Genomic DNA, 25,756 nt, shown 5'->3' on the forward strand with positions numbered 1-25,756 from the left:
TGAAAACGCGGGCCTTTTTTTATCTCAGGCTCCCGGAACCCCCATCAAAGGTCTCGTCGTTAATTCATCCGGAGAGCCTGATCCCTTACCAAATAGCACCCGCATCCCAGCGAGGTGAGAGATATGTCCCGTATGAGCAAACTTGTCACCGGAGTCGCCCTCGGCACCTCAGGAGGAACCATCCTGAACGGCGTCCTCACAAAACTAAGCCCTGACGAATGGAGCGCTATCGGCGTGCTGGCTGGTATTGCCGGGATCATCATTACCGGGCTCATTAACTGGTATTTCAAACGCAAGGTCGCCAATGCGCAGGTAAAGGCGCTTGAGAAGTACGGTCCAGCAGTCAAAGTCGGAGATGATTAAATGCCAATGCCCAGTAGCCTGCGTAACAAACTCATCGCCGCTGCTGGTGGCGGTGCAATGCTGATCGCCTCGCTGTTTCTCGGTGGGCAGGATGGTGTCGAAGGGCGGAAGTATGAAGCCTATAAAGACGTCGCCGGGGTGTGGAGTGTCTGCGACGGCCATACGGGTCGGGATATCGTGAGAGGGAAGAAGTATACCGATCGCGAATGTGACCAGCTGCTATGGAAAGACCTCCAGCCAGCCAAGAGTACGGTAGACAATCTGGTCAAGGTACAGCTGGGCGAATATCAGCGCGCCGCCCTTTACAGCTTTGTCTTTAACGTTGGTTCTGATGCGTTCTCGAAGTCCACGCTACTGCGCAAGCTGAATAAAGGTGATCATGACGGAGCGTGCGACGAAATGCGGCGTTGGGTTTACGCTGGTGGCATGAAATGGAAAGGCCTTCAGAACCGCCGAGAGATGGAACGATCGATGTGCCTGGCGGAGAGCAGCAATGACTTTTGAATGGAAACCTCTGATTCTGTTTGCCGTGATGACGGTAGCCGGTGCCCTCGCGTTCTGGTTCTATGGCATAGCTCAAGACGAGAGTCAGCGCGCCGACACTGCCGAACACAGCCTGAAGCTTGCGAAAGACATGATAAGCAATATGCAACAGCGTCAGCGCGACGTTGCAGCTCTGGATGCGAAATACACAAAGGAATTAGCCGATGCAAAAGCTGAAAATGATGCTCTGCAGCGCAAGCTTGATAATGGTGGCCGGGTGCTCGTCAAAGGCAAGTGTCCTGTGTCAGCCTCAACCGAAGCCAGCACCTCCGGCGTGGGCCATGATGCCACCATCGAACTCTCTGACGCTGCTGGACGAAACGTTCTCGGTATCCGAGCCGGGATTAAGCAAGACCAGTCAGCGTTAAGGGTGCTGCAGGAATACATCAATACGCAGTGCCTGAAGTAGCTGCTAGAAACTATACCCCATGTGAAGCTAACAAAAGAAAACCCTTATGAGCAGGAAATACGGCCTGCTTATAAGGGTATGCAAATGCATATCGTTACCCTATTACCATAGTTGCTTCACTGAAATATCATTATGGGAACAGTCTTTGAAGCGAAGCTGCTTTATTCACTGACAAGTAAGTGGTTGCACTCATCAATTCAATTGGAAATGTTCGTTTAAATGAAGGAAGGATAAAACGTTGACGGGTTGCGATTGTGAGACGGGGTGTGATTCTAAAAACAAAAAAAGCCCCGGTGTGGGGCAACTTTGAGTCAAACTATTTTTCTTCTTATGTGCTTCTAGCTTTCGTAGCGCGGGGACAATAACACTTTCGTTAGAAATTGCAATTCTTTTACAACTTTAAGTGATTTTTATCCATTCCTCTGGCTTACGCCTTGCTTTGAAAGTATCCCCCGGCAGTGGATGATAGCATTGATTTATCCACCTGAAGGTAACCGCGTGAAGCACTAACGCGCCAGATCGAAGCAGCTGAATGGCGGCAAATGCAAGCAATGGCCTTCTCCTGAATCTCTGATTACAGAACCGGCTGTATATCTGGTAAGGATTGATGAGATAAAATTATAGAGCGCGCCAATCCCGAACTGACTATGGGTGACTACAGAACGATGAAATCTCCAGACATGAGCGCGACCAAAGCATGAGTATGGTTGCCATTACAGAGTACAGTCGATGATGAAAACGATAAAGACTTCACCTGATCTTCATGCATGATTCCAGTTTATCATGCTATCTTTCTAGGTTTGTCGCGTTAAATTATGCCAGCAGGCAGCACATCCCAGCACTTTTTCTTTTTAATGGATGCTTAACTTTTTTTTATGTATAGACTCAAATCACCTCTCCTGAGATGGTTATGAGGAAGGTGTATTGCTTGTATATGAAAGATAGTTCGCTTGGTGGCACCAAAGTAATATGGTCTGGAAGATAAGCAGTGCTAATAAAGGTCATGCAGTAACATGGTTTTTTTCTAAGTGTCAGCGTTTTTTTGAAGACAAAGCGAAAATTGCCTTAAAACAGACGCACGGGGATTGAGGCAAATCGATGAAAAAGGTTTTGGTCTTCTTTAACTCCCAACAGGTAGAAGTCGTAAATGTGCTTAAACCTGTAACAGCTATTATACGGAATTACCCAAACGGTGATGAAGTATCGTTAAAAATAATGCTTACCGGAATACATTCATTAACAGGTGATCACGTCGAGATTTGTGTTGCTTCCGATCGGGAGCTGACTAAAGAAGAAGTGATAAATGCAGTGAATAAATATCTTTGACTGTACGTAAGCGGTATCAAAAGTTATTTTCAGTCTGTGAATGAGTGAGATGATATCAGAAACAATACTCTAAAAATATGGTGAATCCCCCTCAGCGGCGGGGCTAAGTAACCTGAACGCTCTTCACTGGCGCTCATCATGAAAGACTGAAGCAGCGAGTCACGGGTGGTTAACCCAGGACTCACCGGGAGGCACCCGGCACCATATGCCCAAAGCCCTTGTAGTGATACAGGGGCTTTTTATCGACTTCAACGTGAGCAGTACTAACATGGTGAGGTCGCTATATAAATGATTATGCAAGCAATTTCCTTGTGCATGCAGCGTCTGCAATATTGATGGTCTATAATTTATATACAGTTATGGTTAAGGATTGTTAATCAAAAACTGTCACCTTGCTGGAGAATGGAAACTGTAAATGAATCAGAAGAGGTAAAAATGAAAATTGAAGCTCTGACGCAAAAGGCTGAGGAAGACATTGCCGCCCTGATAGCCAAAAAAATTTCAGAACTACGAAAAAAAACCGGAAAAGAAATTTCTGAAATTCAATTTTTTCCTCGCGAAACGATGACAGGCCTTGAAGGTTATGACGTAAAAATTAAACTAATTTAATCTCACCCTCCAAACACAAGGTCGCAACAGCGGCCTTTTTTATTGCGCATCGCATGCGCATTAATGCAATTGACATCCATTATCGTTTGCGGGTCCTTTCTGGCATATCGGCCTGTTACGGGGCGGCGTCCTCGCAGATTCTCGCTATTTATGAAAATTTTCGGGTATTTGCCGTTTCCGTTCTTCTTCTGGCTATCTTGCTGTTTTTACTGAGAACACCCCTTCAAAAGAAAGGAAATGATGAAGCCCAAGAAATGGTGATTTTGCATTTATCATTTCCTTTCTCTGTTTTATGCCAGGAGTGAGCAATGGAGGTTAACAAAAAACTCTTATCCGAGATTTTCGGCGTCAGCGTACGCACGATTCAGAACTGGCAGGATCAGGGGATGCCGGTAGCGCGTGGAGGCGGGAAGGGGAATGAGGTGCTGTATGAATCCGCCGCCGTTATCGAATGGTATTCAGCGCGGGACTCTGCGATAGAAAATGAAAAATTACGGAAGGAGGTTGAAGACCTGCGGATTGCTTCAGAGTCAGACCTTCAGCCAGGCACGATTGAATATGAGCGGCACCGTCTCACCCGAGCCCAGGCTGACGCTCAGGAACTTAAAAATGCAAAAGAGTCCGCTGAGGTGGTGGAGACCGCATTCTGCACGTTCGTGCTGTCGCGGATAGCCGGAGAAATTGCCAGTATTCTCGATGGAGTACCTCTGTCGGTTCAGCGGCGCTTCCCGGAGCTGGAAAACCGACATATTGATTTCCTTAAGAAGGACGTCATTAAGGCCATGAACAAAGCAGCTGCGCTGGATGAAATGATACCGGGGTTGCTGAGTGAATATATCGAACAGTCAGGTTAAGGGGCTGCAGCACTCTGCGAACGCTGGGCTCCGTTCATTGTACCGTCCGGAGCCGCAGACAGCTGTTGAGTGGGCAGACGATAACTACTATCTTCCCAAAGAGTCTGCATACCAGGAGGGGCGCTGGGAGACGCTGCCATTTCAGCGTGCAATCATGAATGCCATGGGCAACGACTATGTTCGTGAAGTGAATGTCGTGAAATCTGCCCGAGTTGGCTATTCAAAAATGCTGCTCGGGGTTTACGCATATTTCATCCAGCATAAGCAGCGAAACTCCCTTATCTGGTTGCCGACTGACGGCGATGCCGAAAACTTTATGAAGTCGCATGTCGAGCCGACAATTCGTGATATTCCCTCGCTCCTGTCCCTTGCTCCCTGGTATGGCAAGAAACACCGTGATAACACACTCAGCATGAAGCGATTTTCGAATGGGCGTGGATTCTGGTGTCTGGGGGGGAAGGCCGCAAAAAACTATCGTGAGAAATCCGTCGATGTGGCGGGCTATGACGAGCTGGCCGCCTTTGATGAAGACATTGAGAAAGAAGGTTCTCCAACTTTTCTGGGCGATAAGCGAATTGAAGGCTCGGTCTGGCCCAAATCCATCCGTGGATCCACGCCAAAAGTCAGGGGCACCTGCCAGATTGAGCGTGCCGCGAAAGAATCGCAGCACTTTTTGCGGTTCCACGTTCCTTGCCCACATTGTGGTGAGGAGCAGTACCTTAAATTCGGCGATAAAGAGACACCGTTCGGGTTTAAATGGACGCCGGGTGAACCTGCCAGTGTGTTTTACCTTTGCGAGCATAATGCCTGCGTGATTAAGCAGCAGGAGCTTGATTTTTCGGAGGCCCGTTACATTTGCGAAGAGACGGGGATCTGGACGCGGGACGGTCTGTGCTGGTTTTCATCATCCGGTACCGAAATTGATCCGCCTGACAGCGTCACCTTTCATATCTGGACCGCTTACAGTCCCTTCACAACCTGGGTGCAAATCGTCAAAGACTGGATCAAGACAAAAGGAGATACTGGCAAGCGTAAGACTTTCGTTAATACCACGCTTGGTGAGACATGGGAGCCGAAAATTGGTGACCGTCCTGATTCGGACGTTATGGCCGAACGTAAGGAGCACTTTGGCGCCGCGGTTCCGGAACGGGTGGCCTACCTCACAGCCGGTATAGACTCTCAGCTTGATCGTTATGAAATGCGGGTCTGGGGTTGGGGGCCGGGCGAAGAAAGCTGGCTTATCGACAGGCAGATCATCATGGGCCGTCATGACGATGAAGCCACTCTGCTCAGGGTGGATGAGGTCATCAACCGGACCTATACCCGGCAAAACGGGGTAGAAATGTCGATTTCACGCATCTGCTGGGATATCGGGGGTATCGACCCGACCATCGTCTATAACCGTTCGAAAAAGCATGGGCTGTTCCGCCTGATACCCATTAAAGGGGCGTCTGTTTACGGTAAACCCGTTGCCAGCATGCCGCGTAAACGCAACAAAAACGGTGTTTATCTCACGGAAGTGGGGACCGACACTGCAAAAGAGCAAATCTATAACCGTTTCACCCTGGTGCCTGAGGCCGACGAACCTCTCGCTGGCGCGGTGCATTTCCCGAATGATCCTGAAATCTATGATTTAGCTGAAGCTCAACAGCTGACAGCTGAGGAGCAGGTCGAAAAGTGGGTAGACGGTAAAAAAAAGATCGTCTGGGACAGCAAAAAGCGACGAAATGAGGCGCTCGACTGTTTTGTCTACGCACTTGCGGCCCTGCGGATCAGCATCTCGCGATGGCAGCTTAATCTCGATTCTCTTCTGGCAAGTCTGCTGGAGGAAGACAGCGGGCGTAAAAATAACAAAACCCTGGCGGATTACGCCCGGGCATTATCCGGAGAAGAATAATGGCGACACAGGCTGACCTGGAGACAGCACGCGCTGCATTACATGACCTCATGATGGGTAAGCGGGTTGCGACGGTACAGAAAGACGGCCGCAAAGTGGAATTTACCGCCACTTCTGTCTCTGACCTCAAAAAATACATAGCTGACCTTGAGTCTCAGGTTGGTTCCACTTCACGACGCCGGGGACCGGCAGGGTTTTACGTATGAGATTACCAGCTTTAGTAGGGCCGGACGGTAAAACATCCCTGCGGGACTATGCCGGTTATCACGGCGGTGGCGGGGGCTTTGGGGGCCAGTTACGGGCCTGGAATCCACCGAGTGAAAGCGCAGATGCCGCACTTCTTCCCAATTTTTCGCGTGGTAATGCCAGGGCTGATGATCTGGTCAGGAATAATGGCTATGCAGCTAATGCCGTACAGCTTCACCAGGATCACATCGTTGGGTCATTTTTCCGCTTAAGCCATCGCCCAAGCTGGCGTTTCCTCGGTATTGGTGAGGAGGAGGCGCGGGCGTTTTCACGGGAAGTCGAGGCAGCATGGAAAGAATTTGCAGAAGACGACTGCTGCTGCATTGATGCTGAACGCAAACGCACGTTTACCATGATGATCCGTGAAGGCGTTGCAATGCATGCTTTCAACGGTGAATTATGTGCTCAGGCAACCTGGGACAGCAGTACCACGCGCCTTTTCCGCACGCAATTCAAGATGGTTAGCCCGAAGCGTGTCAGTAACCCGAATAATATGGGGGACAGCCGAAACTGCCGTGCCGGTGTGAGCATAAACGATGCTGGCGCAGCGCAGGGCTACTACGTAAGCGAGGACGGTTATCCAGGCTGGATGGCGCAGAAATGGACGTATATTCCCCGCGAACTGCCCGGGGGCAGACCATCGTTTATCCATGTGTTCGAGCCGCTTGAAGATGGTCAAACCCGCGGTGCTAACGTGTTTTACAGCGTGATGGAGCAGATGAAAATGCTCGACACCCTGCAAAATACGCAGCTACAGAGCGCGATCGTGAAAGCAATGTATGCAGCCACCATTGAAAGCGAACTGGATACGCAGACGGCAATGGAGTTTATTCTCGGCTCTGACAGTAAAGACCAGCAAAGCAAAATGACAGGCTGGCTGGGTGAGATGGCATCGTATTACACCGCGGCGCCGGTTCGACTCGGTGGTGCCAAAGTCCCGCACCTGATGCCTGGTGATTCACTAAATCTGCAGTCAGCGCAGGATACGGATAACGGTTATTCAACCTTTGAACAGTCACTACTGCGCTATATCGCCGCCGGGCTGGGGGTGTCATACGAGCAGCTCTCGCGTAACTATTCCCAGATGAGTTACTCCACCGCGCGGGCCAGCGCCAACGAGTCCTGGGCCTATTTCATGGGACGCCGCAAGTTTGTCGCATCACGCCAGGCCAGCCAGATGTTTCTTTGCTGGCTGGAGGAGGCAGTCGTTCGTCGGGTCGTCACTCTGCCTTCTAAAGCTCGCTTCAGTTTCCAGGAGGCGAGAAGTGCCTGGGGTAACTGCGACTGGATTGGATCAGGGCGAATGGCAATTGACGGACTGAAAGAAGTGCAGGAAGCCGCCATGCTGATTGAGGCGGGGCTCAGTACCTATGAGAAGGAGTGCGCCAAGCGAGGTGAAGACTACCAGGAGATATTTGCCCAGCAGGTGAGAGAAACAATGGAGCGCCGGGCTGCGGGTCTTACCCCTCCGGCATGGGCGGCATCCGCCTTTGAATCTGGTCTGAAGAAATCACATGAGGAGGAGAAAGATGACGCCAGAGCTGCGTAATCTCCCGCATATTGCCAGCATGGCCTTTAATGAGCCATTGATGCTTGAACCCGCCTATGCGCGGGTTTTCTTTTGCGCGCTGGCAAGTCAGCTGGGCATCACCCGTCTGACGGACACGGTGTCGGGCGCAACGCTTGGTGCTGAGCAGATTGCCGAACCGCTGGCGCTCTTTGGTGATGATAAGGAAGTGGGACCCCGGACAGCGCGCAGTTACCAGATAACGAACGGCATCGCGGTGCTGCCCGTTTCCGGCACGCTGGTCAGTAAAACCCGGTCGCTGCAGCCTTACTCCGGCATGACGGGATATAACGGCATTATTGCCCGCCTGCAGCAGGCCATGAGTGATCCCGGGGTCGACGGCATTCTCCTTGATATGGATACGCCTGGCGGGATGGTGGCTGGCGCATTCGACTGTGCCGACATTATTGCGCGTATGCGCGATATCAAACCCATCTGGGCGCTGGCAAACGATATGAACTGCAGTGCCGGGCAACTTATCGCAAGCGCCGCTTCCCGCCGGCTGGTCACCCAGACCGCGCGTACGGGCTCTATCGGCGTGATGATGGCGCATAGCAACTACGGTGCCGCCCTGAAAACGCAGGGCGTCGAGGTCACCCTGATTTACAGCGGGGATCACAAGGTTGATGGCAACCCCTACGAAAAACTACCGAAAGACGTCCGCGATGATTTTCAGACGCGGATCGACGCCACGCGCCGAATGTTTGCCGAAAAGGTTGCTGCTTATACCGGCATGTCCGTTCAGTCCGTGCTGGATACCGAAGCGGCTGTATTTTCCGGTCAGGAATCGGTGGATGCCGGTCTGGCTGAAGAGCTGGTTAATAACACTGACGCGCTGAACGTGATGCGCGAGTCACTTAACAAACGAAAAACGATCTCCCCTGGAGGGAATATGGAAAAAGTAACCACCGCATCAGCCGCAGCTGAGAATGCAATTCAAGCCACCGCGCCAGCAGAACCGACTAATACTGTCGAATCCGCTGCTGCAGTTGTTGCTTCCCCGGCAGAGATCAGTGCCCGGGTTGCCGCAGCGGTGAGTGCCGAAAATGGCCGAATTATGGGGATCCTGAACTGTGACGAGGCAAAGGGGCGCGAATCACAGGCGCGCGCACTGGCCGAAACCCCTGGCATGACGGTTGAGAGTGCGCAGCGCATTCTTGCCGCGGCACCGCAAAGCGCACAGGCGCGTTCCGATACGGCACTGGATCGCCTGATGGAAACAGCACCTGGTGCGCTATCGACAGGTAATGCATCTGCTGGAGCAGGTGACGATTTGTTAAATACCCCCGTTTAAGAGGCAATTATGGCAACGACTGAAGTTTTTACCCATCTACAGCCGCTCGGCAACAGTGACCCGGCACATACGGCATATGCACCCGGTGAACTGACTGCCTCCACGCCGGCCATGACACCACTCATGCTGGATGCCGCTACGGGCAAGTTAACGGTCTGGGACGGCACTCACGCTGGCGCGGCATGCGGTATTCTGGCCGTAGCTGCAGACCAGAGCAGCGTGGAGCTGGCATTTTATAAATCCGGCTCATTCCGCATTGAAGATGTTCTCTGGCCTTCAGCTGTGACCGATGAGCATATCAAGCGTAATGCGTTTACCGGCACGGCCGTCAGCATTATCTAAACCCTTTATTAACACTCACTTTCATCCATAAAAGCCGCCTGTGCGGCTTTTTTTACGGGAAAAATCTATGTCGATTTATACCACTGCCCAGTTGCTGGCGGTCAATGAGAAGAAATTTAAGTTCGATCCGCTTTTCCTTCGAATTTTCTTCCGCGAAAGCTATCCCTTCAGCACTGAGAAGGTTTACCTGTCGCAAATCCCGGGCCTGGTTAACATGGCGCTCTATGTCTCGCCTGTTATTTCCGGCAAGGTCATCCGCTCCCGCGGCGGTACAACTTCAGAATTTACGCCTGGCTATGTCAAGCCGAAGCACGAAGTAAACCCGCAGATGACCCTGCGTCGCCTGCCGGATGAAGATCCACAGAACTTGGCTGATCCTGCCTATCGCCGCCGCCGTATCATTCTGCAGAACATGAAAGATGAAGAGCTGGCGATTGCGCAGGTTGAAGAAATGCAGGCCGTATCCGCCGTGCTTAGCGGTAAATATACCATGACCGGGGAGGCGTTCGAGCCGGTGGAGGTGGATATGCAGCGCAGCGCCAGAAACAACATTGTTCAGGCGGGTGCTGCAGCCTGGTCCACCCGGGACAAAGAAACCTATGATCCGACCGATGACATCGAGACGTATGCGGTGAATGCCAGTGGCGTGGTCAACATCATCGTGTTCGATCCAAAGGGCTGGTCACTGTTCCGCTCCTTCAAGGCCGTCAAAGACAAGCTGGATACCCGCCGTGGCTCTAACTCTGAGCTGGAAACCGCACTCAAGGATCTCGGTCAGGCGGTTTCCTACAAGGGTATGTACGGCGATGTGGCAATCGTCGTGTATGCCGGACAGTACGTTGAAGGGGGTGTGCAGAAGAATTACCTGCCGGATAACACCATGGTACTGGGCAACACACAGGCGCGCGGTCTGCGTACCTATGGCTGTATCCAGGATGTGGACGCGCAACGCGAGGGCATTAATGCGTCCGCACGCTATCCGAAAAACTGGGTGCAGACCGGTGACCCGGCCCGTGAATTCACCATGATCCAGTCTGCGCCGCTGATGCTGCTGGCCGACGCGGACGAGTTTGTATCCGTCAAACTCGCGTAACTTCCACCCGGTGGCCCTTCGGGGCCAATTCTTCGGAGTAGCTTCCATGACTGAAAAAGAAACACTCATCGCCCGGCTGAAAGAGCTGGGCAAAATGCTTGGCCGCGACGTGAATACCAGCGGCACTATCCAGGAGCTGTCGATGCGTATTGCAGAGCTCGAAGAAGAACTGGATGAGGGGGGGGGAGTTGCTACGGGCGATAGCAACGGGCAGGGCGAAGCCGATATTGTGGCTGGTGCGGTCGAAAATGTTCCCCCGGTAACAGCCGATACCACTGACGAAACCTTATCCGGTGATGGTGAGCTGGTGGCGGTTGAAACGCTGGTCACCCTGCATATTGACGCTTTGCACGCCGCACGAAATGAGCCTGTATCAATTGTGGAGCCTGGTGTCACGATCCGCGTTACCGGGAAGGAGGCAGGCTATCTGATTTCACATGGACTGGTCCGCGACATCTGACAGGGGGCACAGTGGCTGATTTTGAAAATCTCTTTGATGCAGCTATGTCACGGGCGGATGACACGATTCGCGACGTCATGGGCGCTGATGTAATGGTGACGTCCGGTGCATTGTCGGGCGTAACGATTCAGGGTGTCTTCGATGATCCTGAGAATATTGGTTATGCCGGGGCAGGGGTCCGGATTGAAGGAACCAGCCCGTCTTTATTTGTGAAATCAACCACTGTTCAGCAGCTGGAACGCATGGACACCCTGATGATTAACGGGCGGGCATTCTGGGTTGATCGTCTTGGCCCTGACGATTGCGGCTCCTGTCATATCTGGCTGGGCAATGGGAGTCCGCCCGCTGGCACCCGCCGTCGTTAAGGAGACTGCATGTCCATTAAAGGCCTTGAGCAGGCGGTAGAGAATCTCAACAGCATCAGTAAAACTGCGGTTCCGCGCGCGTCAGCGCAGGCTGTTAACCGTGTGGCAAACCGGGCCGTCAGCAGAAGCGTGACTGTTGTATCAAAAGCTACACGGGTCCCACGAAAGCTGGTGAAGCAGAGAGCCAGGGTGAGGCGGGCGACGGTCAAAAAGCCGCGAGCATTCATTCGCGTTAACCGCGGCAATTTACCGGCCATAAAACTCGGTACCGCCAGCGTGCGCCTCTCCCGCAGAAAGCGTGACCAGAAAGGGGCCAACAGCGTGCTGCGCATTGGTCCTTTCCGTTTCCCGGGCGGATTCATTCAGCAGCTTAAAAACGGCCGCTGGCATGTCATGAGGCGAACAGCAAAGCCCCGCTATCCGATCGAAGTGGTCAGCATTCCTCTGGCTGCACCTTTAACCACAGCATTCAAGGTTGAGCTGCCGAAGCTCATGGACTCAGATATGCCCAAAGAGCTCCGGGCATCCCTTACAAACCAACTCAGGTTGATTCTGACAAAATGAAACACAGTGATATCCGACAGTTGATTCTTGACGCGCTGGAAAACGCAATTGGTACTGACGCCATTTATTTTGACGGCAGGCCAGCAGTGCTCGAAGAGGGAAATTTCCCGGCCGTCGCCGTTTATCTCACCGACGCGGAGTACACCGGGGAAGAGCTGGATGCCGATATCTGGCAAGCCACTCTTCATGTTGAAGTCTTTCTTCCTGCCCAGGTGCCTGATTCGGAGCTGGATGAATGGATGGAAGCGCGTGTTTATCCGGTTCTGGCGGAGATCCCGGGGCTTGCATCCCTTATCACCAACATGGTGCAGCAGGGCTATGACTACCAGCGCGATGATGATATCGGACTCTGGAGTTCAGCCGATCTGAAATATTCCATCACCTACGAAATGTGAGGACGTTATGACCACACCTAACCCGCTGGCACCGACGAAAGGGGCCGGCACTACCCTCTGGATTTACACCGGGAGCGGCGATCCCTACGCCAGTCCCCTTTCGGATGTTAACTGGCTGCGTCTGGCAAAGATCAAGGATCTGCAGCCAGGCGAACTCACCGCCGAATCAGAGGACGACACCTATATCGATGACGACAACGCGGACTGGGCTTCATCCATGCAGGGGCAGAAATCAGCAGGCGACACGAGTTTTACTCTGGCATGGCTGCCGGGTGAAAGCGGTCAGCAGGACCTGGTAAACTGGTTCGATGACGGCACGGTTAAAGGATACAAAATCAAATACCCGAATGGCGCCGTCGATGTCTTTAAAGGCTGGGTGAGCAGCCTTGGGAAGACCGTTTCGGCTAAAGAAGTGATGACCCGAACGGCAAAGATCACCAATAACGGCAAACCCTCTCTGGCAGAAGACAGCGGTACTGCGGTAATTGGCGTGACGGGTATCAGCCTGGATAAATCCACTGCAGCGGTCGCTGTCGGTGCGACCACGCAACTGGCAGTGACGGTCCTGCCAGCCAGCGCTTCAGATGCATCCTTCCGCGTGGCCACTTCTGATCCGTCGAAAGCAACAGTGTCGGTCAGTGGTTCAACGGTGACCGTCACCGGCGTGGCGGCGGGGACCGTTGAAATTATTGTCATGACCAATAGCGGTAACTTTGCGGCAATCTGCAAGGTGACCGTTTCCTGAATCCCGGGGCGTGAGCCCCGTACTCCGGAGTAAATATGTTTCTTAAAACTGAACCGCTCGAGCATAACGGCAGCAGCGTGACGCTGTACCAGCTGTCCGCGCTGCAGCGCATTGAACACCTCGAATACCTGAAAAATCTGGAAGCGGTTGAAGAAGATGATTTCCAGACCGCTATCACCCTCACCGTGAAAAATGGTGCTTACCTGGTGGCGTTGTCGCTCTGGCATGGTCATACGGTGAAAGGTACGCTTCCTGAGGGCGCGCCGGCGGAAGTGACGAAAATTCAGGATGAAGTCCTGCAGACCTGGCCGACGGAGCTTATTGCTGAAGCGGATTTTAAGGTGAAACTCCTCTCCGGCATGATTGAACCGCAGCTGGAGGATCCGCAGGTTGGCATCAGCGAACCTGCAGAGCCTGTTACGGCGGAAAAGCCCTCGCCAGTGAGCTGACGTTTGTCCTGAAACTGGCGCGTGAGTTCGGTCGCCCTGACTGGCGCGCCATGCTTGCTGGCATGTCCTCTTCGGAGTATGGCGACTGGAAAATCTTCTACCGGGATAATTTCTTTCATGATGCGCAGCTGGACGCCCATTTCTCCGGCCTGCTCTACACCATTTCAACCCTGTTTTTTGCCGACCCGGAGCTGACGCCTGCCAGTTTCAGCATTCTTTCACCTGTATCTGAACCCGTTGATGTAGCAGAACCGGACGACGATGCGCTGATGGCGAAGGCGGAAGGTATTTCTGGAGGTATGCGCTATGGCCCAGACGGCAGTCGGTGATCTGGTCGTTAATCTTGACGTCAACTCGACGAAATTTAACGAGCAGATCAACTATGTCAAAAAAGAATTCAGGCAAACGGGAGACGCGGCGAACGATTCTGCTTTGCGGATCCAGCAGTCATTCAGCCGTCAGGAGAGCGCTGCCCGCAAGGCAGGCATCTCTGTCGGCCAGTATACCGCGGCGATGCGCATGCTCCCGGCGCAGTTCACCGATATCGCCACGCAGCTGGCGGGCGGCCAGAGCCCGTGGCTGATCCTGCTCCAGCAGGGCGGACAGGTTAAAGACTCCTTTGGCGGGGTTATTCCAACGTTTCGTGCGCTGTTGGGATCTATCTCGCCGGTTATGCTTGGTATTGGGGCGCTCTCTTCAGCGACGGGGGCGCTGTTGTATACCTGGTATGCCGGGTCGTCCACACTCTCCGATTTCAACAAAACACTGGTGCTCTCCGGTAACGCTTCGGGGCTGACTGCCGATCGGATGCTCACGCTGGCGCGAAGCGGCCAGTCCGCCGGTCTTACGTTTAATCAGACGAGCAAGGCACTGACGGAGCTGATCAACGCTGGCGTGCGTGCCGGTGCCCATTTTGACGACATGAGCCAGGCCGTTGCCCGCTTCACCGGAGCATCGGGTGTACCAGTCGATAAGGTTGCCGCTGCGTATGGCAAGCTGACAACTGACCCGACATCCGGGCTCATTGCAATGGCCCAGCAATTTCACAACGTCACCGCCGAGCAGATAGCACATGTTGCCCAGCTGCAGCGTGCCGGTGATGAAGCCGGGGCACTTAAGGCGGCAAACGACGCGGCCACCGCCGGTTTCAACGATCAGACCAAATCCATACGGGAAAATATGGGGTCGATTGAAACTGCTGCCGATACGCTGAAACGCGCGTTTAAGTCGATGTGGGATGCGGCGCTTGATGTTGGTCGGCCTGATACCGCGCAGGAAATGGTGACAAAAGCAGAAGCCGCTTTCAAAAAGGCCGATGAAATCTGGAACCTGCGAAAGGATGACCGTTATGTAAATGATGAAGCACGCGCGCGGTTCTGGAATGACCGCGAAACGGCCAGGCTGGCGCTGGACATGGCGCAGCAGCAGGCGGGGAATTCCAAAGCGAATGAGGCGAATGCCTCCCGCGAAGCGGTAGCGGAATCTGATCGTCAGAAATATGCTGCACAGGCGCAGTCTAATTACTCTAAAACGCAGTCAGCGCTGGAGAAATACACCTCACGACAGAATGAGCTGAATAAGGCTCTGAAAGATGGGCGGATCCTGCAGGCGGATTACAACATCAACATGGCGGCGGCCAAAAAGGAGTACGAGGACTCCCTGAAAAAACCGACGAAAGGCAGAACGCCTGGAGGCGCAAAACTCACCGACAGCACCAGTGCGCAGACACTGGAGTTGCAGACGCAGCTTGAGGTTTTGCGTCAGCACAGTGATATCAATGACACGATTAGCCAGCAGCGCCAGCAGTTGTGGAAAGAACAGGCCAGATTTACGATCCTTGAGCAGGCTGCCAGAACCCGGGCGCTGACGGAAGATGAAAAGTCCCTGCTTGCCAGCAAGGATAAGGTGCTCGCTCAGGCTGAAATCAATGCAAAACTGGGTGACCAGATCATCACGCAGGAGCGCCTCAACCGTCTGCAGGACACATCGCAAAAATATGTTACCCAGATGGGTGAGAAAACCCGGGCGCTGGCGGAAAGCGCGGGGATGAGCAGTCGTGCGGCACAGCGGCGCAATGAAGAGGCTCAGTTACTACAGGGCTGGAAAAATGGCGGCGGATCTGAAAAAGATCAGGGCTACCAGAAAGAGCTGCAGGCGCTACAGGGATATTATCAGGAACAGGATAAAATGCGCGGTGACTGGCTGTCTGGGGGGAAATCCGCCTGGGCTGATTACGCCGATTCTGCGGGTGACGCGTACGGCCAGGTGAAAAATATCGCGGCCAGCACCTTTGACGGAATGACGCAAAACCTTGCCGACATGCTTACCACCGGTAAAGCAAAGTGGGGGGACTTCACCCGCTCAACGCTTTCGATGCTGGCGCAAATTGCCCTTAAACAGGCGGGAGTAGGGATCGTGGGCGCTGTCAGTTCGGCTATCGGATTTGCCGGAGGCGGCTATACCGGATCGGGCGGTAAATATGAACCTGCCGGGGTGGTTCATCGCGGAGAGTTCGTTTTTACCAAAGAGGCGACCAGCCGGATCGGGGTGGGGAATCTGTACAGCATGATGCGCGGTTACGCGTCCGGCGGACTGGTGGGTGGCGGCAGTATGCCCGCTGCGGCCACGGGGGGGATCAGCGTCTATGCGCCGGTCAGTATCAGTCAGGAGGGAGGTGGCGAGTCCAGCCAGGCGGACACTATCGGAACGGCGCGGCAGCTTCAGGGCATTGTTCAGCAGACCATCACCGACCGGCTTAAAAAGGAGATGGGGCCGGGTGGTGTACTTTACCCAAGGAGATAGCAGTGACAGACACATTCAGCTGGCGCACCCGTAAAACAGTTCGGGGAACGGAAAGCGCCCGTGCGCTTCAGTCCCAGTTTGGCGACGGGTATAAACAGGTCGCCGGGATGGGGATCAATGACAGGTCTGAAGTCTGGGATCTTGACTGGACGGGAACACGAAGCGAGGCCGCAGTGCTGCGTGCGTTTCTTATGTCGCACATCACTAAATCGTTCTGGTGGACGAACCCCTGGGGGGAGAAGAAGCTCTACCGGATGAAGGCTGATTCCTTCAGTGTTTCATTCCCCTCCGGAAAAAAAGCGACAGTAGCGTTCACGTTCGAGCAGTCCTTTGCTCCCTGAATATCTTCAAATCCAGAATGACTGACCGCCTCCGGGCGGTTTTTTTATGGGGCGAATATGAGTTTCACGCAGGATATACAGCAGCTGGAACCGGGCCAGTTAGTCCAGCTGATCGAAATAGACGGCACCGAATTTGGCATGGATACCGTGCTGCGCTTTCATGCCCACAATATTGCTACTGCAGGCTGGGCTGCATTCGCGGCTGACAACCTCCCTGCCATTATCTGGCAGGGTCAGCAGTACGACCCTTACCCTTACGAGCTGAAAGGTCTGGAGCTGTCCAGCACCGGGGCGCAGCCCACACCCACGCTTTCCGTGTCGAACGTCGGCAACTATGTGACGGCGCTGTGCCTCGAGTATGACGATCTGGCGAGGGCAAAGGTGAAGATCCACACCACGCTGGCGAAATACCTCGACGCAGCCAACTGGACAGCCGGCAACCCGAACGCCAGCCCGGCGGACGAGCGCGTGCAGCTTTTTTACGTTAACGCCAAAACAGCTGAAACGCGGGTGCAGGTCGACTTTGAACTCTGCTCACCCTTTGACATCCAGAACCTGCAGTTGCCCACCCGTCAGATCACGCCGGTCTGCACCTGGTGCACGCGCGGCTGGTACCGAACTGGTACCGGATGCGACTACAACGGGAACCGTTATTTTCTCAAGGATGGCACCCCTACGAATAACCCGGCGCTGGATATGTGCGGCGGCCAGATGCAGGACTGCGAAGCGCGGTTCGGGACGGGTAACCCGCTGCCGTTTGGCGGCTTCCCGGCGGCAAACCTTCAGGGCAAATAACCATGCGAAAAAAACTGATGGATGCGATCCGCGCCCACGTCGCTGAGGAATATCCGAACGAGGCTTGCGGCGTGGTGGTGCAGGCCGGACGGGCGCAGCAGTACATTCCGTGCCGGAATATTTCAGCCACGCCCACTGAGGCCTTCACGATCTCGCCGGAGGATAAGCTGGCAGCATCGGAACAGGGCGAAATCATTATGATTATCCACTCGCATCCTGATGTGGTGCAGCTTGTGCCGTCCGAAATGGACAGGGTGCAGTGCGACTGGTCCGGGGTGGAATGGGGCATCATGAGCTGGCCGGACGGTGATTTTTGCACGCTGGCACCCCGTGAGGACCGGGACTACGCCGGGCGGCGCTGGGTGCTGGGATTTGCTGACTGCTGGTCACTGATCCGTGAGTGGTTTCAGCGTGAGCACGGCATTACCTTGGGTGATTACTCGGTACCGTACGAGTGGTGGGAGCAGGGCGAAAATCGCTACGACGATAACTGGGAGGTAGAAGGCTTTATCCAGGTGGACCCTGCTGATATGCGTCCCGGCGATATGATCATGATGCGCATACAGGCGCAGGTAACCAATCACGCGGCTGTTTACCTCGGTCATCACGAGCACCAGGAAAACATCATACTGCACCATAATTTCGGCAGCCTCTCTGCCCGGGTGCCGTACGGCAAGTATTACCGCGACCGCACCGTTCGTGTGGTCCGGCACAGGAAGCTAATGAATGCTGAAAACACTGATTCTTGAAGGCCGCATGGCGAAAAAGTTCGGGCGCGAACACCAATTTCACGTTGAGGATCTGCGCGAGATGCTGCGGGCCATGTGCAGCCAGGTTCCCGGTTTTAAACGCTACCTGTCAGAAGGGCATATGAAAGGGATCCGCTTTGCCTTCTTCAATGACAAAAACAATATTGGTCTTGACGAGTTTGAGATGAGCCGCGGTGGTGCGGTGTACCGTATTTCGGCCATTACCGAAGGTTCAAAGCGCGGCGGCGTGCTGCAGATCGTTATCGGAGCAGTGGCGCTCGTGGCCGCGTATTTTACCGCGGGTGCTTCTTTTTCTGCGTGGGCAGCTGCAAACGGAATCAGCGCTGCAGCAGTAACTGCCTCGTCTACTGCCCTTGCCGGGATCGGTCTGTCTATGTCGCTTGGCGGCGTAGTGCAGATGCTGACACCCCAGCCGAAATACAACGTCGGTGCCTCGTCCAGTACAGACAATAAACCCAATTACGCCTTTGGCGCGCCGGTGAATACCGTGGCTGTGGGTTATCCGGTCCCCGTGTTTTTTGGCGAGCGCGAGATCGGCGGGGCAGTCATCAGCGCGGGGATCTTCTCCAGCGACCAGCAGTAAATTTTATTGCAGCTTCAGGCCACCTCCGGGTGGCTTTTTTTATGGGTGAAATATGCGACTTCTCGAAGATGAAACCCTTATTCAGGGACGTAAAGGCGGTGGCGCTAAACAGCATACCCCTGTTGAAGATCCGGATGACCTGCTGTCGACAGCAAAATTAAAAATGCTGCTGGCGATCGCTGAAGGTGAAATCCAGGGCGAGCTGACGGCACAGAACATCTTCCTTAACGACACCCCGCTGGCGAACGCCGACGGCAGCTACAACTTCACCGGCGTGAAATGGGATTTTCGCCCGGGCACTCAGGATCAGGACTACATTCAGGGATTGCCGGAAGTCGACAACGAAATGTCGGCAAACGTGACAGTGACCACCACCGCGCCGTGGACACGCCAGTTCTCTAACCTGATGCTGGATGCCGTGCGTATTAAGCTGAGCCTGCCTGTACAGTACACCTATAAAGACAACGGCGACATGGTCGGGACGGTCACGGAGTACGCCGTTGATCTCTCGACTGATGGTGCTGCCTGGCAGACAGTGGTTAACGGCAAATTCGACGGAAAGACAACCACGGAATACCAGCGCGATATCCGCATTGATCTGCCAGCGGCCACTACTGGCTGGGCTGTGCGGGTACGTCGTATCACGCCTGATTCCATCGGGAACTCAAAACTGATAAACGCCTTCAAGGTGTTCTCGTTTGCTGAGGTGATCGACAGCAAGTTACGCTATCCCAATACGGCGCTGCTGTATATCGAGGTCGATGCCAGCCAGTTTACCAGTGGCGCGCCGAAGGTGACCTGCAGGCCGAAGGGGAAACTGGTACGCGTGCCGGACTCCTACGATCCGGTTACGCGCACCTACAGCGGTACCTGGTCCGGTGGCTTCAAAATGGCCTACACCAACAACCCGGCCTGGGTATTTTACGATCTGGTGCTGGATGAGATTTACGGCATGGGTACCCGCATCGATGCAGGCATGATCGATAAGTGGGAGTTGTACGCCATTGCGCAGTACTGTGACCAGAAGGCGTCGAACGGGGCGGGTGGTACCGAGCCGCGATTCACCTGCAACGTTTACATTTAGAGCCAGCAGGACGCCTACACCGTTCTCAGCGATCTGGCAGCGATATTCCGGGGGATTACCTTCTGGGGCAACGACCAGATTTACGTGCGCGCGGATGTGCCGCAGGATGAGGTTGATTTTACCTACCATGCCTCGAACGTGATCGACGGGTTGTTTACCTACGGCGGCGGCAGCTACAAAAACCGCTACTCGTCTGCTCTGGTGTCCTGGTCTGACCCTCAGAACCATTACAGCGACACGGTTGAGAGTGTCTACGATTCCGACCTGGTGAAGCGGTACAAGGTCAACCAGATGTCGATGACGGCGATTGGCTGCACATCCCAGAGTGAAGCGCACCGCCGGGGCCGCTGGGCGCTGCTGTCTAATGCGCGCGACGGAACGGTGTCATTTGGCGTGGGGCTGGACGGTTATATCCCCCTGCCTGCAGAAATTATCGGTATCGCGGATCCGTTCCGTGCCGGTAAGCAGAACGGCGGACGTATCCGGGCGGTGAGCGGGCGTAATGTCACGCTTGATCGTCCTGCTGACTACACTGCTGGTGACCGCCTGGTGGTCAACCTGCCGGACGGCAAGGCGCAGACGCGGACAATCGCGTCCGTCAGCGCGGACAAACAGACGGTGACGGTCACCACCCCCTTCAGGCTGCCGCCTGAGTCCGGTGCAGTGTGGGCCATAGACAGCGACAACCTGGCTATCCAGTATTTTCGTGTGACCTCCATCCGGGCGAACGACGACAGCAACGGTGGTTTCACGATCACCGCAGTTCAGCATGACCCGAATAAATACCGCTATATCGATGACGGTGTGCGCATTACCCCAGCGCCAGTCACCGTCACGCCCGTAAGCGTTCTGCCGGCACCGAAAAACATCATCCTCACCGAAACAGACCACATCGAGCAGGGGCTTACCGTTGCCACCATGAATGCTTCCTGGGACAGGGTGGATGGTGCTATCCGGTACCAGGCGCAGTGGCGCAAGGATAATGGCGACTGGATAAACGTTCCGGTGAGTAGCGCACAGGGTTTCTCTGTGCAGGGAATTTATTCCGGAAGTTATGATGTGCGCGTACGGGCCCTGAACGCCCAGGAAAGCTCTTCCCCCTGGGGCTATGCCGATACTACCCATCTCACCGGGAAAGCGGGCCGCCCCGGTACGCCAGAGAATTTGCTCGCATCCGACAACGTGATATGGAATATCGATCTTACCTGGTCCTTCCCTGATGGTTCAGGTGATACGGCATATACGGAAATACAAAGATCCACAACGGATGACAAGGCTAACCCCCTGTTACTGGCGCTGGTACCGTACCCGGCGACACATTACCAGCATGGGCCAATGCGGGCGGGCGTCAGTCAGTGGTACCGTGCGCGCCTTGTTGATCGGATTGGTAACCAATCAGACTGGACATACTGGGTGCGAGGCATGTCCAGCGATCAGGCCAGCGATTATCTGGATGCCATCAAAGACGAGGTGCTGAGCGCAGAGGATGGCAAAGCATTAACGGAGCAAATCGACTTCAACATTGCAGGCATCCTGCAAAACACCCTGTCTGGCATTCAGGGAGCGAAAATCACCTTCCAGCAGTTCGGCTCGGCGTATGCGGAAATCTCAAATGCACAGATCCTGATTGCTGATGCTAACCAGGCGTTTGCGCAGTTCCAGGAGCTGGTTGCTGTTCAGTTTGCCGATAATGCAGCAGAGATTTATGAGGTTAAAACTGCGCAGGCAACTGCTGATAAAGCTTTTGCTGAATATCAACTCACTGTGGCGGTTGACTTCAGGGGCGTGAACAGCAGTATCACCACCATTCAGCAGGCGCAGGCCAGCGCTGACCAGGCTTTCGCGCAATACCAGCAGCAGGTGACGGCTAAGTTTTCGGATCAGCAGTCAGCCATCAACGAGAAGATGACGGCTTACGCAGATGCGACCAGTGCCAATGCAATCTATACCCTGAAGGCTGGGGTGAAATATAACGGCAATTACTATGACGCCGGGATAAGCGTTGCGGTCATTGCAAACGGTAATGCCATTTCCACCCGTGTTGCGATCAATGCCAACGAGTTCGTGATGCTGTCCGGCAACGGAACCGCAAATATGTACTCGCCGTTCGCTATCGTCGGCGGCCAGGTCTTCCTGAACAGTGCATTCATCCAGGATGGAACGATCACAAGCGCCATGATTGCAGGCTATATCCAGTCAAATAACTACGTTTCCGGCTCGGTTGGCTGGCGACTGGATAAAGGGGGCGTTTTCGAAAACAACGGATCGGTGGCGGGACAAGGGTCGATGCGGCAGACCAACCAGAAAATTTCAGTGAAGGACTCAAACGGCGTTTTGCGGGTCCAGATCGGTTATCTCGACGGAGTATTCTGATGGCATTTGGTGTTCAGACATGGGACGCCGCAGGGCGTCCTAACAACTACGGGATCAAGCCAGTCTCAGTGCTTGGAACAATCCCGCTGGCTTCCGGACAAACTTCCGGTAGCTGGTCTTATACGGTGCCTGCGGGGATGAAAGTTGGCTTTGTAATATCGCTTGATGCTGGCGGCACGACTGTTGGCCGTCACATTGAGGCATCCGGGAACACCATCACCGTATCGCCAGCGTCAGCGATAGGGATTGGCAACTATGCCGCGTCCCAGTGTGAGCTTATCGTGTTTATGGTGAGGGCATAATGGCTTACGGTGCAATGATCTCTCTGGAAAATGGGAACCCCTTTGTCACCCCGCAATCAACGCCGTTTTGCCTGTATCAGCGGGTTGAGGTTGGCTCGTCGGCTTCCGGCGCTGCTCAGGTAGCAAACGTTGATATTCCGATTGACCCGAGCTATCCGGCGATAGTGTTTTGCAAGACATCCAACTACGCCACCGTTTCCGCCACTCGCGTCGGCGGAGTTATCCGGGCAGGGTCCGGGAGTCCGAACGGTTACGCGCACACGCTGACCGTTTATGTGTTTGCCATCTTCCCGCAAACAAAGCCCGCCTGGGGTTTGGCGGTGTGGGATGCGCAAGGAAAGCTGGTGCTGACGAATGAAAGCCGGGTACTTAGCGATCTGGTGACCATAGGGACTGTCGGCGCTGGCGGGGGCATTAACATCGATCAAACGCTGAATGGTTCTTATGCCGTCGCCCCAACGATCCTTGGCTCTGCTTTGTACCAGGTAATGGTTCAGGGCCAGCCTGTCATCATCAGCGTTACGGGTTACGCTGGCGCAATGTACAACGGCAGCACGACGAGAATTAATGCTCAGGGGAACGAGATCGGCCAGGGTAGTGGTGCAGGTGGCACCAATACGGGCAGGACAATAACCGCCATTAATACCGCAGCATACGATTAATCCAGAACAGTAATCCTCTCCCTCAATTTTATTCGAATACAGAACCCAGCTCCGGCTGGGTTTTTTTATGGAGCAAATATGTCCGCAGGCACAATCAAGCTTACTAACGGCTCTACTGCAGTAGTCGGTACCGGCACTGCCTTCACCTCAGATTTGAAAACCGGCGACGTTATTACCGCAACGGTCGGGGGTATATTCTTCACGCTATTTGTTGATGCCGTGACGAGTAATACCGCTCTTACACTGACCGACCCATTCACCGGGCCGACAACTTCCGGGCTGGCCTGGGTTGCTGTCCCGCAGCTGACGCTCAACCGCATTACCGCTTCCCTGGCTGCTCAAACTGCCGAGTCGGTGCGCCGGGTGCTGCAGGAGAACGCGAACTGGCAGGCTTTCTATACTGGCACTGGTGATATTACTGTTACGCTCCCTGACGGCACACCTGCGGGGCGTCCGGTACCCGGCCCGTCATGGTCGAAGATTTCTGGGCTGGTGAATTCTGCGATGCAATGGCGCGGCGGCATCCCGGCTAGTTCCAACCTTAACAACTTCGGGCCAACTTCGGCCTATACCGGCGTATGGGGCCAGTCCAGCGTAAGTGTGACCGCGGCTGACATGGCGAACGGGTATCCGGTGGCTGAGCGCGGCGTGTTAGAAGTATTCGCTGGTGGGCGTAATAACTGCACACAGCGATATACTACCGATGGTGGTAAGTTTTACATCCGCTGGCTTACTGCCGCGTGGAATGCGGCAAGTCCATCGTGGTCAGAGTGGAACGAGGTTGGTGGCTTAAGTTCAACGACGGTGCTACCAGCTTCGGTTACAACGCTCTCAGATTACGCGGCATTCTCGCAGAATAAGACCTATATCCTTTCAGGTGTGCGTACAGACTCTCCTGTAGGGCTTTCGGCAGGACAGAATAATGCGATTCTAATGTCATTGCGCAGGACTGGCGGCGCAATCATGGGGTTGGCGCAGATTCTGTTTACTGGCGCTGGGATTTATGAGCGCAGGGGGCAACCAGATGCAGCTACAAACTGGACTTCTGTCACTTGGTATCCAGGCGGTGACGCTTACGGTTGGCGCTTGCTTGGAGCTGATGCGATGGCGGCGATTGGTGTCGGTGTCGCCAGCCAGGGTTCTGCAACAGCGTTTGACTGGCAGCAGGCAGATTTTGTTTCCGGGCAGATACAATTAGCTAACGTTACTGGATGGCTAAATGCGCCGCCAGAGCTTAAAAACCCGGCTGGGGATATCGTTGCAATTGACTGCCTTATTGCTCGAACTACCTCAAACAGGTTTGTTGTCCGAATTACATCACAATCACCCACTGCCGTTTATAGATATGATCATACAGTCGTGATAGTTGGCGCTAAAGGTTCAAGAACTTTTACCGTCTCGCAAAACTTCAATAGCGACCCTTCTACTGTAATCCCGATCGCTAACGGCGGCACTGGGCAGCCAACGGCTGCAGGAGCAAGAACGGCTCTGGGTGTTGCCTATGGCACTGCTGCCGGAACTGTGGCGCAGGGCAATGACTCAAGGCTGGGGACGGTAGACGGTAAATCTGGAGGGGTCATCACAGGAACGTTTTCGATCGAGGGGCAAAACCTCAATATAAGATCTACTAATCCATCTGGTGGCTGGCCTGCATTCCTTACTTTTATGGCCGGGCAAGGTAATAATCTTGCTTATGCGAGAGTGTATCAAGAGCAGAGCGGAAATATCACGATCCAGACTGATATGAATGGGACGTCAAAGTATTTTCAATTTAATACTGCTGGCGATTTCAACGCCTCAAGAAATGTTATTTGCGTGTCACTTACCCAAACATCAGATGCAGACAAAAAAACTGATATCAAGCCGATAGATAACGCATTGGATAAAGTACTATCCCTTAATGGGGTGACATTTAACTGGAAAGATACCGGAGCCCCGTCTGCCGGGATTATTGCTCAGGAGCTGATGGATGTCCTGCCAGAATCTATTGGCTCAGTATTTGATGATCGCGATGAATATGGTGAATTCGAAGAAGAGCAAGAATTCGAGGAGCAACAGCCTTTCGAAGAGAAGGACGAGGAGGGCAACACAATCACGGTTTATCGCCCTGTGACTGTTAAGCGCACGGTGAAAGTAACCAGACTCATTAAGGCTCGCGACGAGACAAAACGCAGTTACACGGTTGAGTATTCTGGTGTGGTTGCCCTGTGCCTCCAGGCTATTAAGGAGCTTAACGCTAAGGTGGAAGCTCTGGAAAAGGAACTAAATCCGCAGGGGGCGGAAGAACAACCAGATGTTCAGCAGTAATTATCATCAACCGCATTTGCGAACTCTCTAAAGGGTGAAAAAATAGCCCGTACGGGAACGGGCACAAATCCCTTAGTTTTGTTATCAATCCCGCGCTCATGACGCAGGTCGTTAACATATCGGCAGCATCAGCCATTACTTTAGGTAGGTAGCATCAACACTTCGTTTAAAATCATCTACCTTTAATGAAGGTGAATCCCCCTTTGCGGCGGGGCA

At 53.9% G+C, this 25,756-nt stretch carries 27 protein-coding genes and 2 pseudogenes; all 29 read left to right on the plus strand.

Going from position 1 to position 25,756, the window contains the following annotated elements:
- The first annotated feature begins 123 nt into the window (after positions 1–123).
- The 29 genes and pseudogenes from C3406_RS04650 to C3406_RS04790 all read left to right on the plus strand — a co-directional run bounded on the left by C3406_RS04650 (position 124) and on the right by C3406_RS04790 (position 25,540).
- Positions 124–363 (plus strand): class II holin family protein, encoded by a 240-nt coding sequence (locus C3406_RS04650; protein WP_103823766.1) that lies wholly within the window; start codon positions 124–126, stop codon positions 361–363.
- On the plus strand, positions 364–867 hold the full coding sequence (locus tag C3406_RS04655; protein WP_103823767.1) for a lysozyme: 504 nt from the start codon (positions 364–366) through the stop codon (positions 865–867). It begins immediately after the preceding gene.
- The gene (locus tag C3406_RS04660; protein ID WP_103823768.1) at positions 857–1,315 is read left to right on the plus strand and encodes a lysis protein; all 459 of its coding nucleotides are present in this window, start codon (positions 857–859) and stop codon (positions 1,313–1,315) included. Before C3406_RS04655 ends, C3406_RS04660 begins: the two co-directional genes overlap by 11 nt.
- A gap of 1,098 nt (positions 1,316–2,413) precedes the next feature.
- Positions 2,414–2,641, plus strand: coding sequence for a hypothetical protein (locus C3406_RS04665; RefSeq protein ID WP_103179207.1), 228 nt, complete (start codon positions 2,414–2,416; stop codon positions 2,639–2,641).
- A 435-nt stretch (positions 2,642–3,076) separates the two neighbouring features.
- A complete protein-coding gene (locus tag C3406_RS04670) occupies positions 3,077–3,250 on the plus strand; it encodes a GnsA/GnsB family addiction module toxin (RefSeq protein WP_103823924.1) in 174 nt (57 codons plus the stop codon).
- A gap of 53 nt (positions 3,251–3,303) precedes the next feature.
- Entirely contained in the window at positions 3,304–3,555 is a 252-nt protein-coding gene (locus tag C3406_RS26135) for a hypothetical protein (RefSeq protein ID WP_103823769.1), read from the plus strand.
- Positions 3,556–3,558: 3 nt separating this feature from the next.
- Positions 3,559–4,104 carry a terminase small subunit gene (locus tag C3406_RS04680; protein WP_103823770.1) on the plus strand — a complete coding sequence of 182 codons (546 nt, stop codon included), beginning with the start codon at positions 3,559–3,561 and terminating at the stop codon, positions 4,102–4,104.
- Positions 4,079–6,001, plus strand: coding sequence for a phage terminase large subunit family protein (locus tag C3406_RS04685; protein ID WP_103823771.1), 1,923 nt, complete (start codon positions 4,079–4,081; stop codon positions 5,999–6,001). The genes C3406_RS04680 and C3406_RS04685 overlap by 26 nt, the downstream gene beginning before the upstream one ends.
- Entirely contained in the window at positions 6,001–6,207 is a 207-nt protein-coding gene (locus tag C3406_RS04690) for a phage head-tail joining protein (RefSeq protein WP_103823772.1), read from the plus strand. The genes C3406_RS04685 and C3406_RS04690 overlap by 1 nt, the downstream gene beginning before the upstream one ends.
- On the plus strand, positions 6,204–7,796 hold the full coding sequence (locus C3406_RS04695; RefSeq protein WP_103823773.1) for a phage portal protein: 1,593 nt from the start codon (positions 6,204–6,206) through the stop codon (positions 7,794–7,796). Before C3406_RS04690 ends, C3406_RS04695 begins: the two co-directional genes overlap by 4 nt.
- Positions 7,777–9,108 carry a S49 family peptidase gene (locus tag C3406_RS04700; RefSeq protein ID WP_103823774.1) on the plus strand — a complete coding sequence of 444 codons (1,332 nt, stop codon included), beginning with the start codon at positions 7,777–7,779 and terminating at the stop codon, positions 9,106–9,108. The genes C3406_RS04695 and C3406_RS04700 overlap by 20 nt, the downstream gene beginning before the upstream one ends.
- 9 nt (positions 9,109–9,117) lie before the next feature.
- Positions 9,118–9,450 (plus strand): head decoration protein, encoded by a 333-nt coding sequence (locus C3406_RS04705; protein ID WP_103823775.1) that lies wholly within the window; start codon positions 9,118–9,120, stop codon positions 9,448–9,450.
- A 67-nt stretch (positions 9,451–9,517) separates the two neighbouring features.
- Positions 9,518–10,543 carry a major capsid protein gene (locus tag C3406_RS04710; RefSeq protein ID WP_103823776.1) on the plus strand — a complete coding sequence of 342 codons (1,026 nt, stop codon included), beginning with the start codon at positions 9,518–9,520 and terminating at the stop codon, positions 10,541–10,543.
- 46 nt (positions 10,544–10,589) lie between these two features.
- A complete protein-coding gene (gene gpFI, locus C3406_RS04715; protein ID WP_103823777.1) occupies positions 10,590–11,003 on the plus strand; it encodes a DNA-packaging protein FI in 414 nt (137 codons plus the stop codon).
- Between the two features lie 11 nt (positions 11,004–11,014).
- Entirely contained in the window at positions 11,015–11,368 is a 354-nt protein-coding gene (locus C3406_RS04720) for a head-tail joining protein (RefSeq protein ID WP_103823778.1), read from the plus strand.
- Between the two features lie 9 nt (positions 11,369–11,377).
- Positions 11,378–11,932: a phage tail protein gene (locus C3406_RS04725; protein WP_103823779.1), complete on the plus strand. Its 555-nt coding sequence runs from the start codon at positions 11,378–11,380 to the stop codon at positions 11,930–11,932.
- Positions 11,929–12,327, plus strand: a complete 399-nt coding sequence (locus C3406_RS04730) for a phage minor tail U family protein (protein WP_103823780.1) — start codon at positions 11,929–11,931, stop codon at positions 12,325–12,327. Before C3406_RS04725 ends, C3406_RS04730 begins: the two co-directional genes overlap by 4 nt.
- 7 nt (positions 12,328–12,334) lie before the next feature.
- Positions 12,335–13,072 carry a phage tail protein gene (locus tag C3406_RS04735; protein WP_103823781.1) on the plus strand — a complete coding sequence of 246 codons (738 nt, stop codon included), beginning with the start codon at positions 12,335–12,337 and terminating at the stop codon, positions 13,070–13,072.
- Between the two features lie 35 nt (positions 13,073–13,107).
- A complete protein-coding gene (gene gpG, locus C3406_RS04740; protein ID WP_103823782.1) occupies positions 13,108–13,521 on the plus strand; it encodes a phage tail assembly chaperone G in 414 nt (137 codons plus the stop codon).
- Positions 13,518–13,844 (plus strand): annotated as a pseudogene (locus tag C3406_RS04745) (phage tail assembly protein T); the annotation flags it as partial. The gene gpG and the pseudogene C3406_RS04745, both read left to right, overlap by 4 nt.
- A complete protein-coding gene (locus tag C3406_RS04750) occupies positions 13,828–16,323 on the plus strand; it encodes a phage tail tape measure protein (protein WP_103823784.1) in 2,496 nt (831 codons plus the stop codon). The pseudogene C3406_RS04745 and the gene C3406_RS04750, both read left to right, overlap by 17 nt.
- Before the next feature lie 2 nt (positions 16,324–16,325).
- Positions 16,326–16,664: a phage tail protein gene (locus tag C3406_RS04755; protein WP_103823785.1), complete on the plus strand. Its 339-nt coding sequence runs from the start codon at positions 16,326–16,328 to the stop codon at positions 16,662–16,664.
- 57 nt (positions 16,665–16,721) lie between these two features.
- A complete protein-coding gene (locus C3406_RS04760; protein ID WP_103823786.1) occupies positions 16,722–17,459 on the plus strand; it encodes a phage minor tail protein L in 738 nt (245 codons plus the stop codon).
- Positions 17,460–17,461: 2 nt separating this feature from the next.
- Positions 17,462–18,208: a C40 family peptidase gene (locus C3406_RS04765; RefSeq protein WP_103823787.1), complete on the plus strand. Its 747-nt coding sequence runs from the start codon at positions 17,462–17,464 to the stop codon at positions 18,206–18,208.
- On the plus strand, positions 18,186–18,812 hold the full coding sequence (locus C3406_RS04770) for a tail assembly protein (protein WP_103823788.1): 627 nt from the start codon (positions 18,186–18,188) through the stop codon (positions 18,810–18,812). Before C3406_RS04765 ends, C3406_RS04770 begins: the two co-directional genes overlap by 23 nt.
- A 52-nt stretch (positions 18,813–18,864) precedes the next feature.
- A pseudogene (locus C3406_RS04775) lies at positions 18,865–22,269 on the plus strand (TipJ family phage tail tip protein).
- Entirely contained in the window at positions 22,269–22,571 is a 303-nt protein-coding gene (locus tag C3406_RS04780) for a hypothetical protein (protein WP_103823789.1), read from the plus strand. The pseudogene C3406_RS04775 and the gene C3406_RS04780 overlap by 1 nt, the downstream one beginning before the upstream one ends.
- Entirely contained in the window at positions 22,571–23,233 is a 663-nt protein-coding gene (locus C3406_RS04785) for a hypothetical protein (RefSeq protein WP_233210536.1), read from the plus strand. Before C3406_RS04780 ends, C3406_RS04785 begins: the two co-directional genes overlap by 1 nt.
- A 78-nt stretch (positions 23,234–23,311) precedes the next feature.
- Complete coding sequence (locus C3406_RS04790) at positions 23,312–25,540, plus strand: pyocin knob domain-containing S74 family peptidase (protein WP_103823791.1); 2,229 nt, start codon at positions 23,312–23,314, stop codon at positions 25,538–25,540.
- Positions 25,541–25,756: the final 216 nt, after the last annotated feature.

It is taken from the genome of Leclercia sp. LSNIH8 (assembly GCF_002920195.1).
Classification (GTDB): Bacteria; Pseudomonadota; Gammaproteobacteria; order Enterobacterales; family Enterobacteriaceae; genus Enterobacter.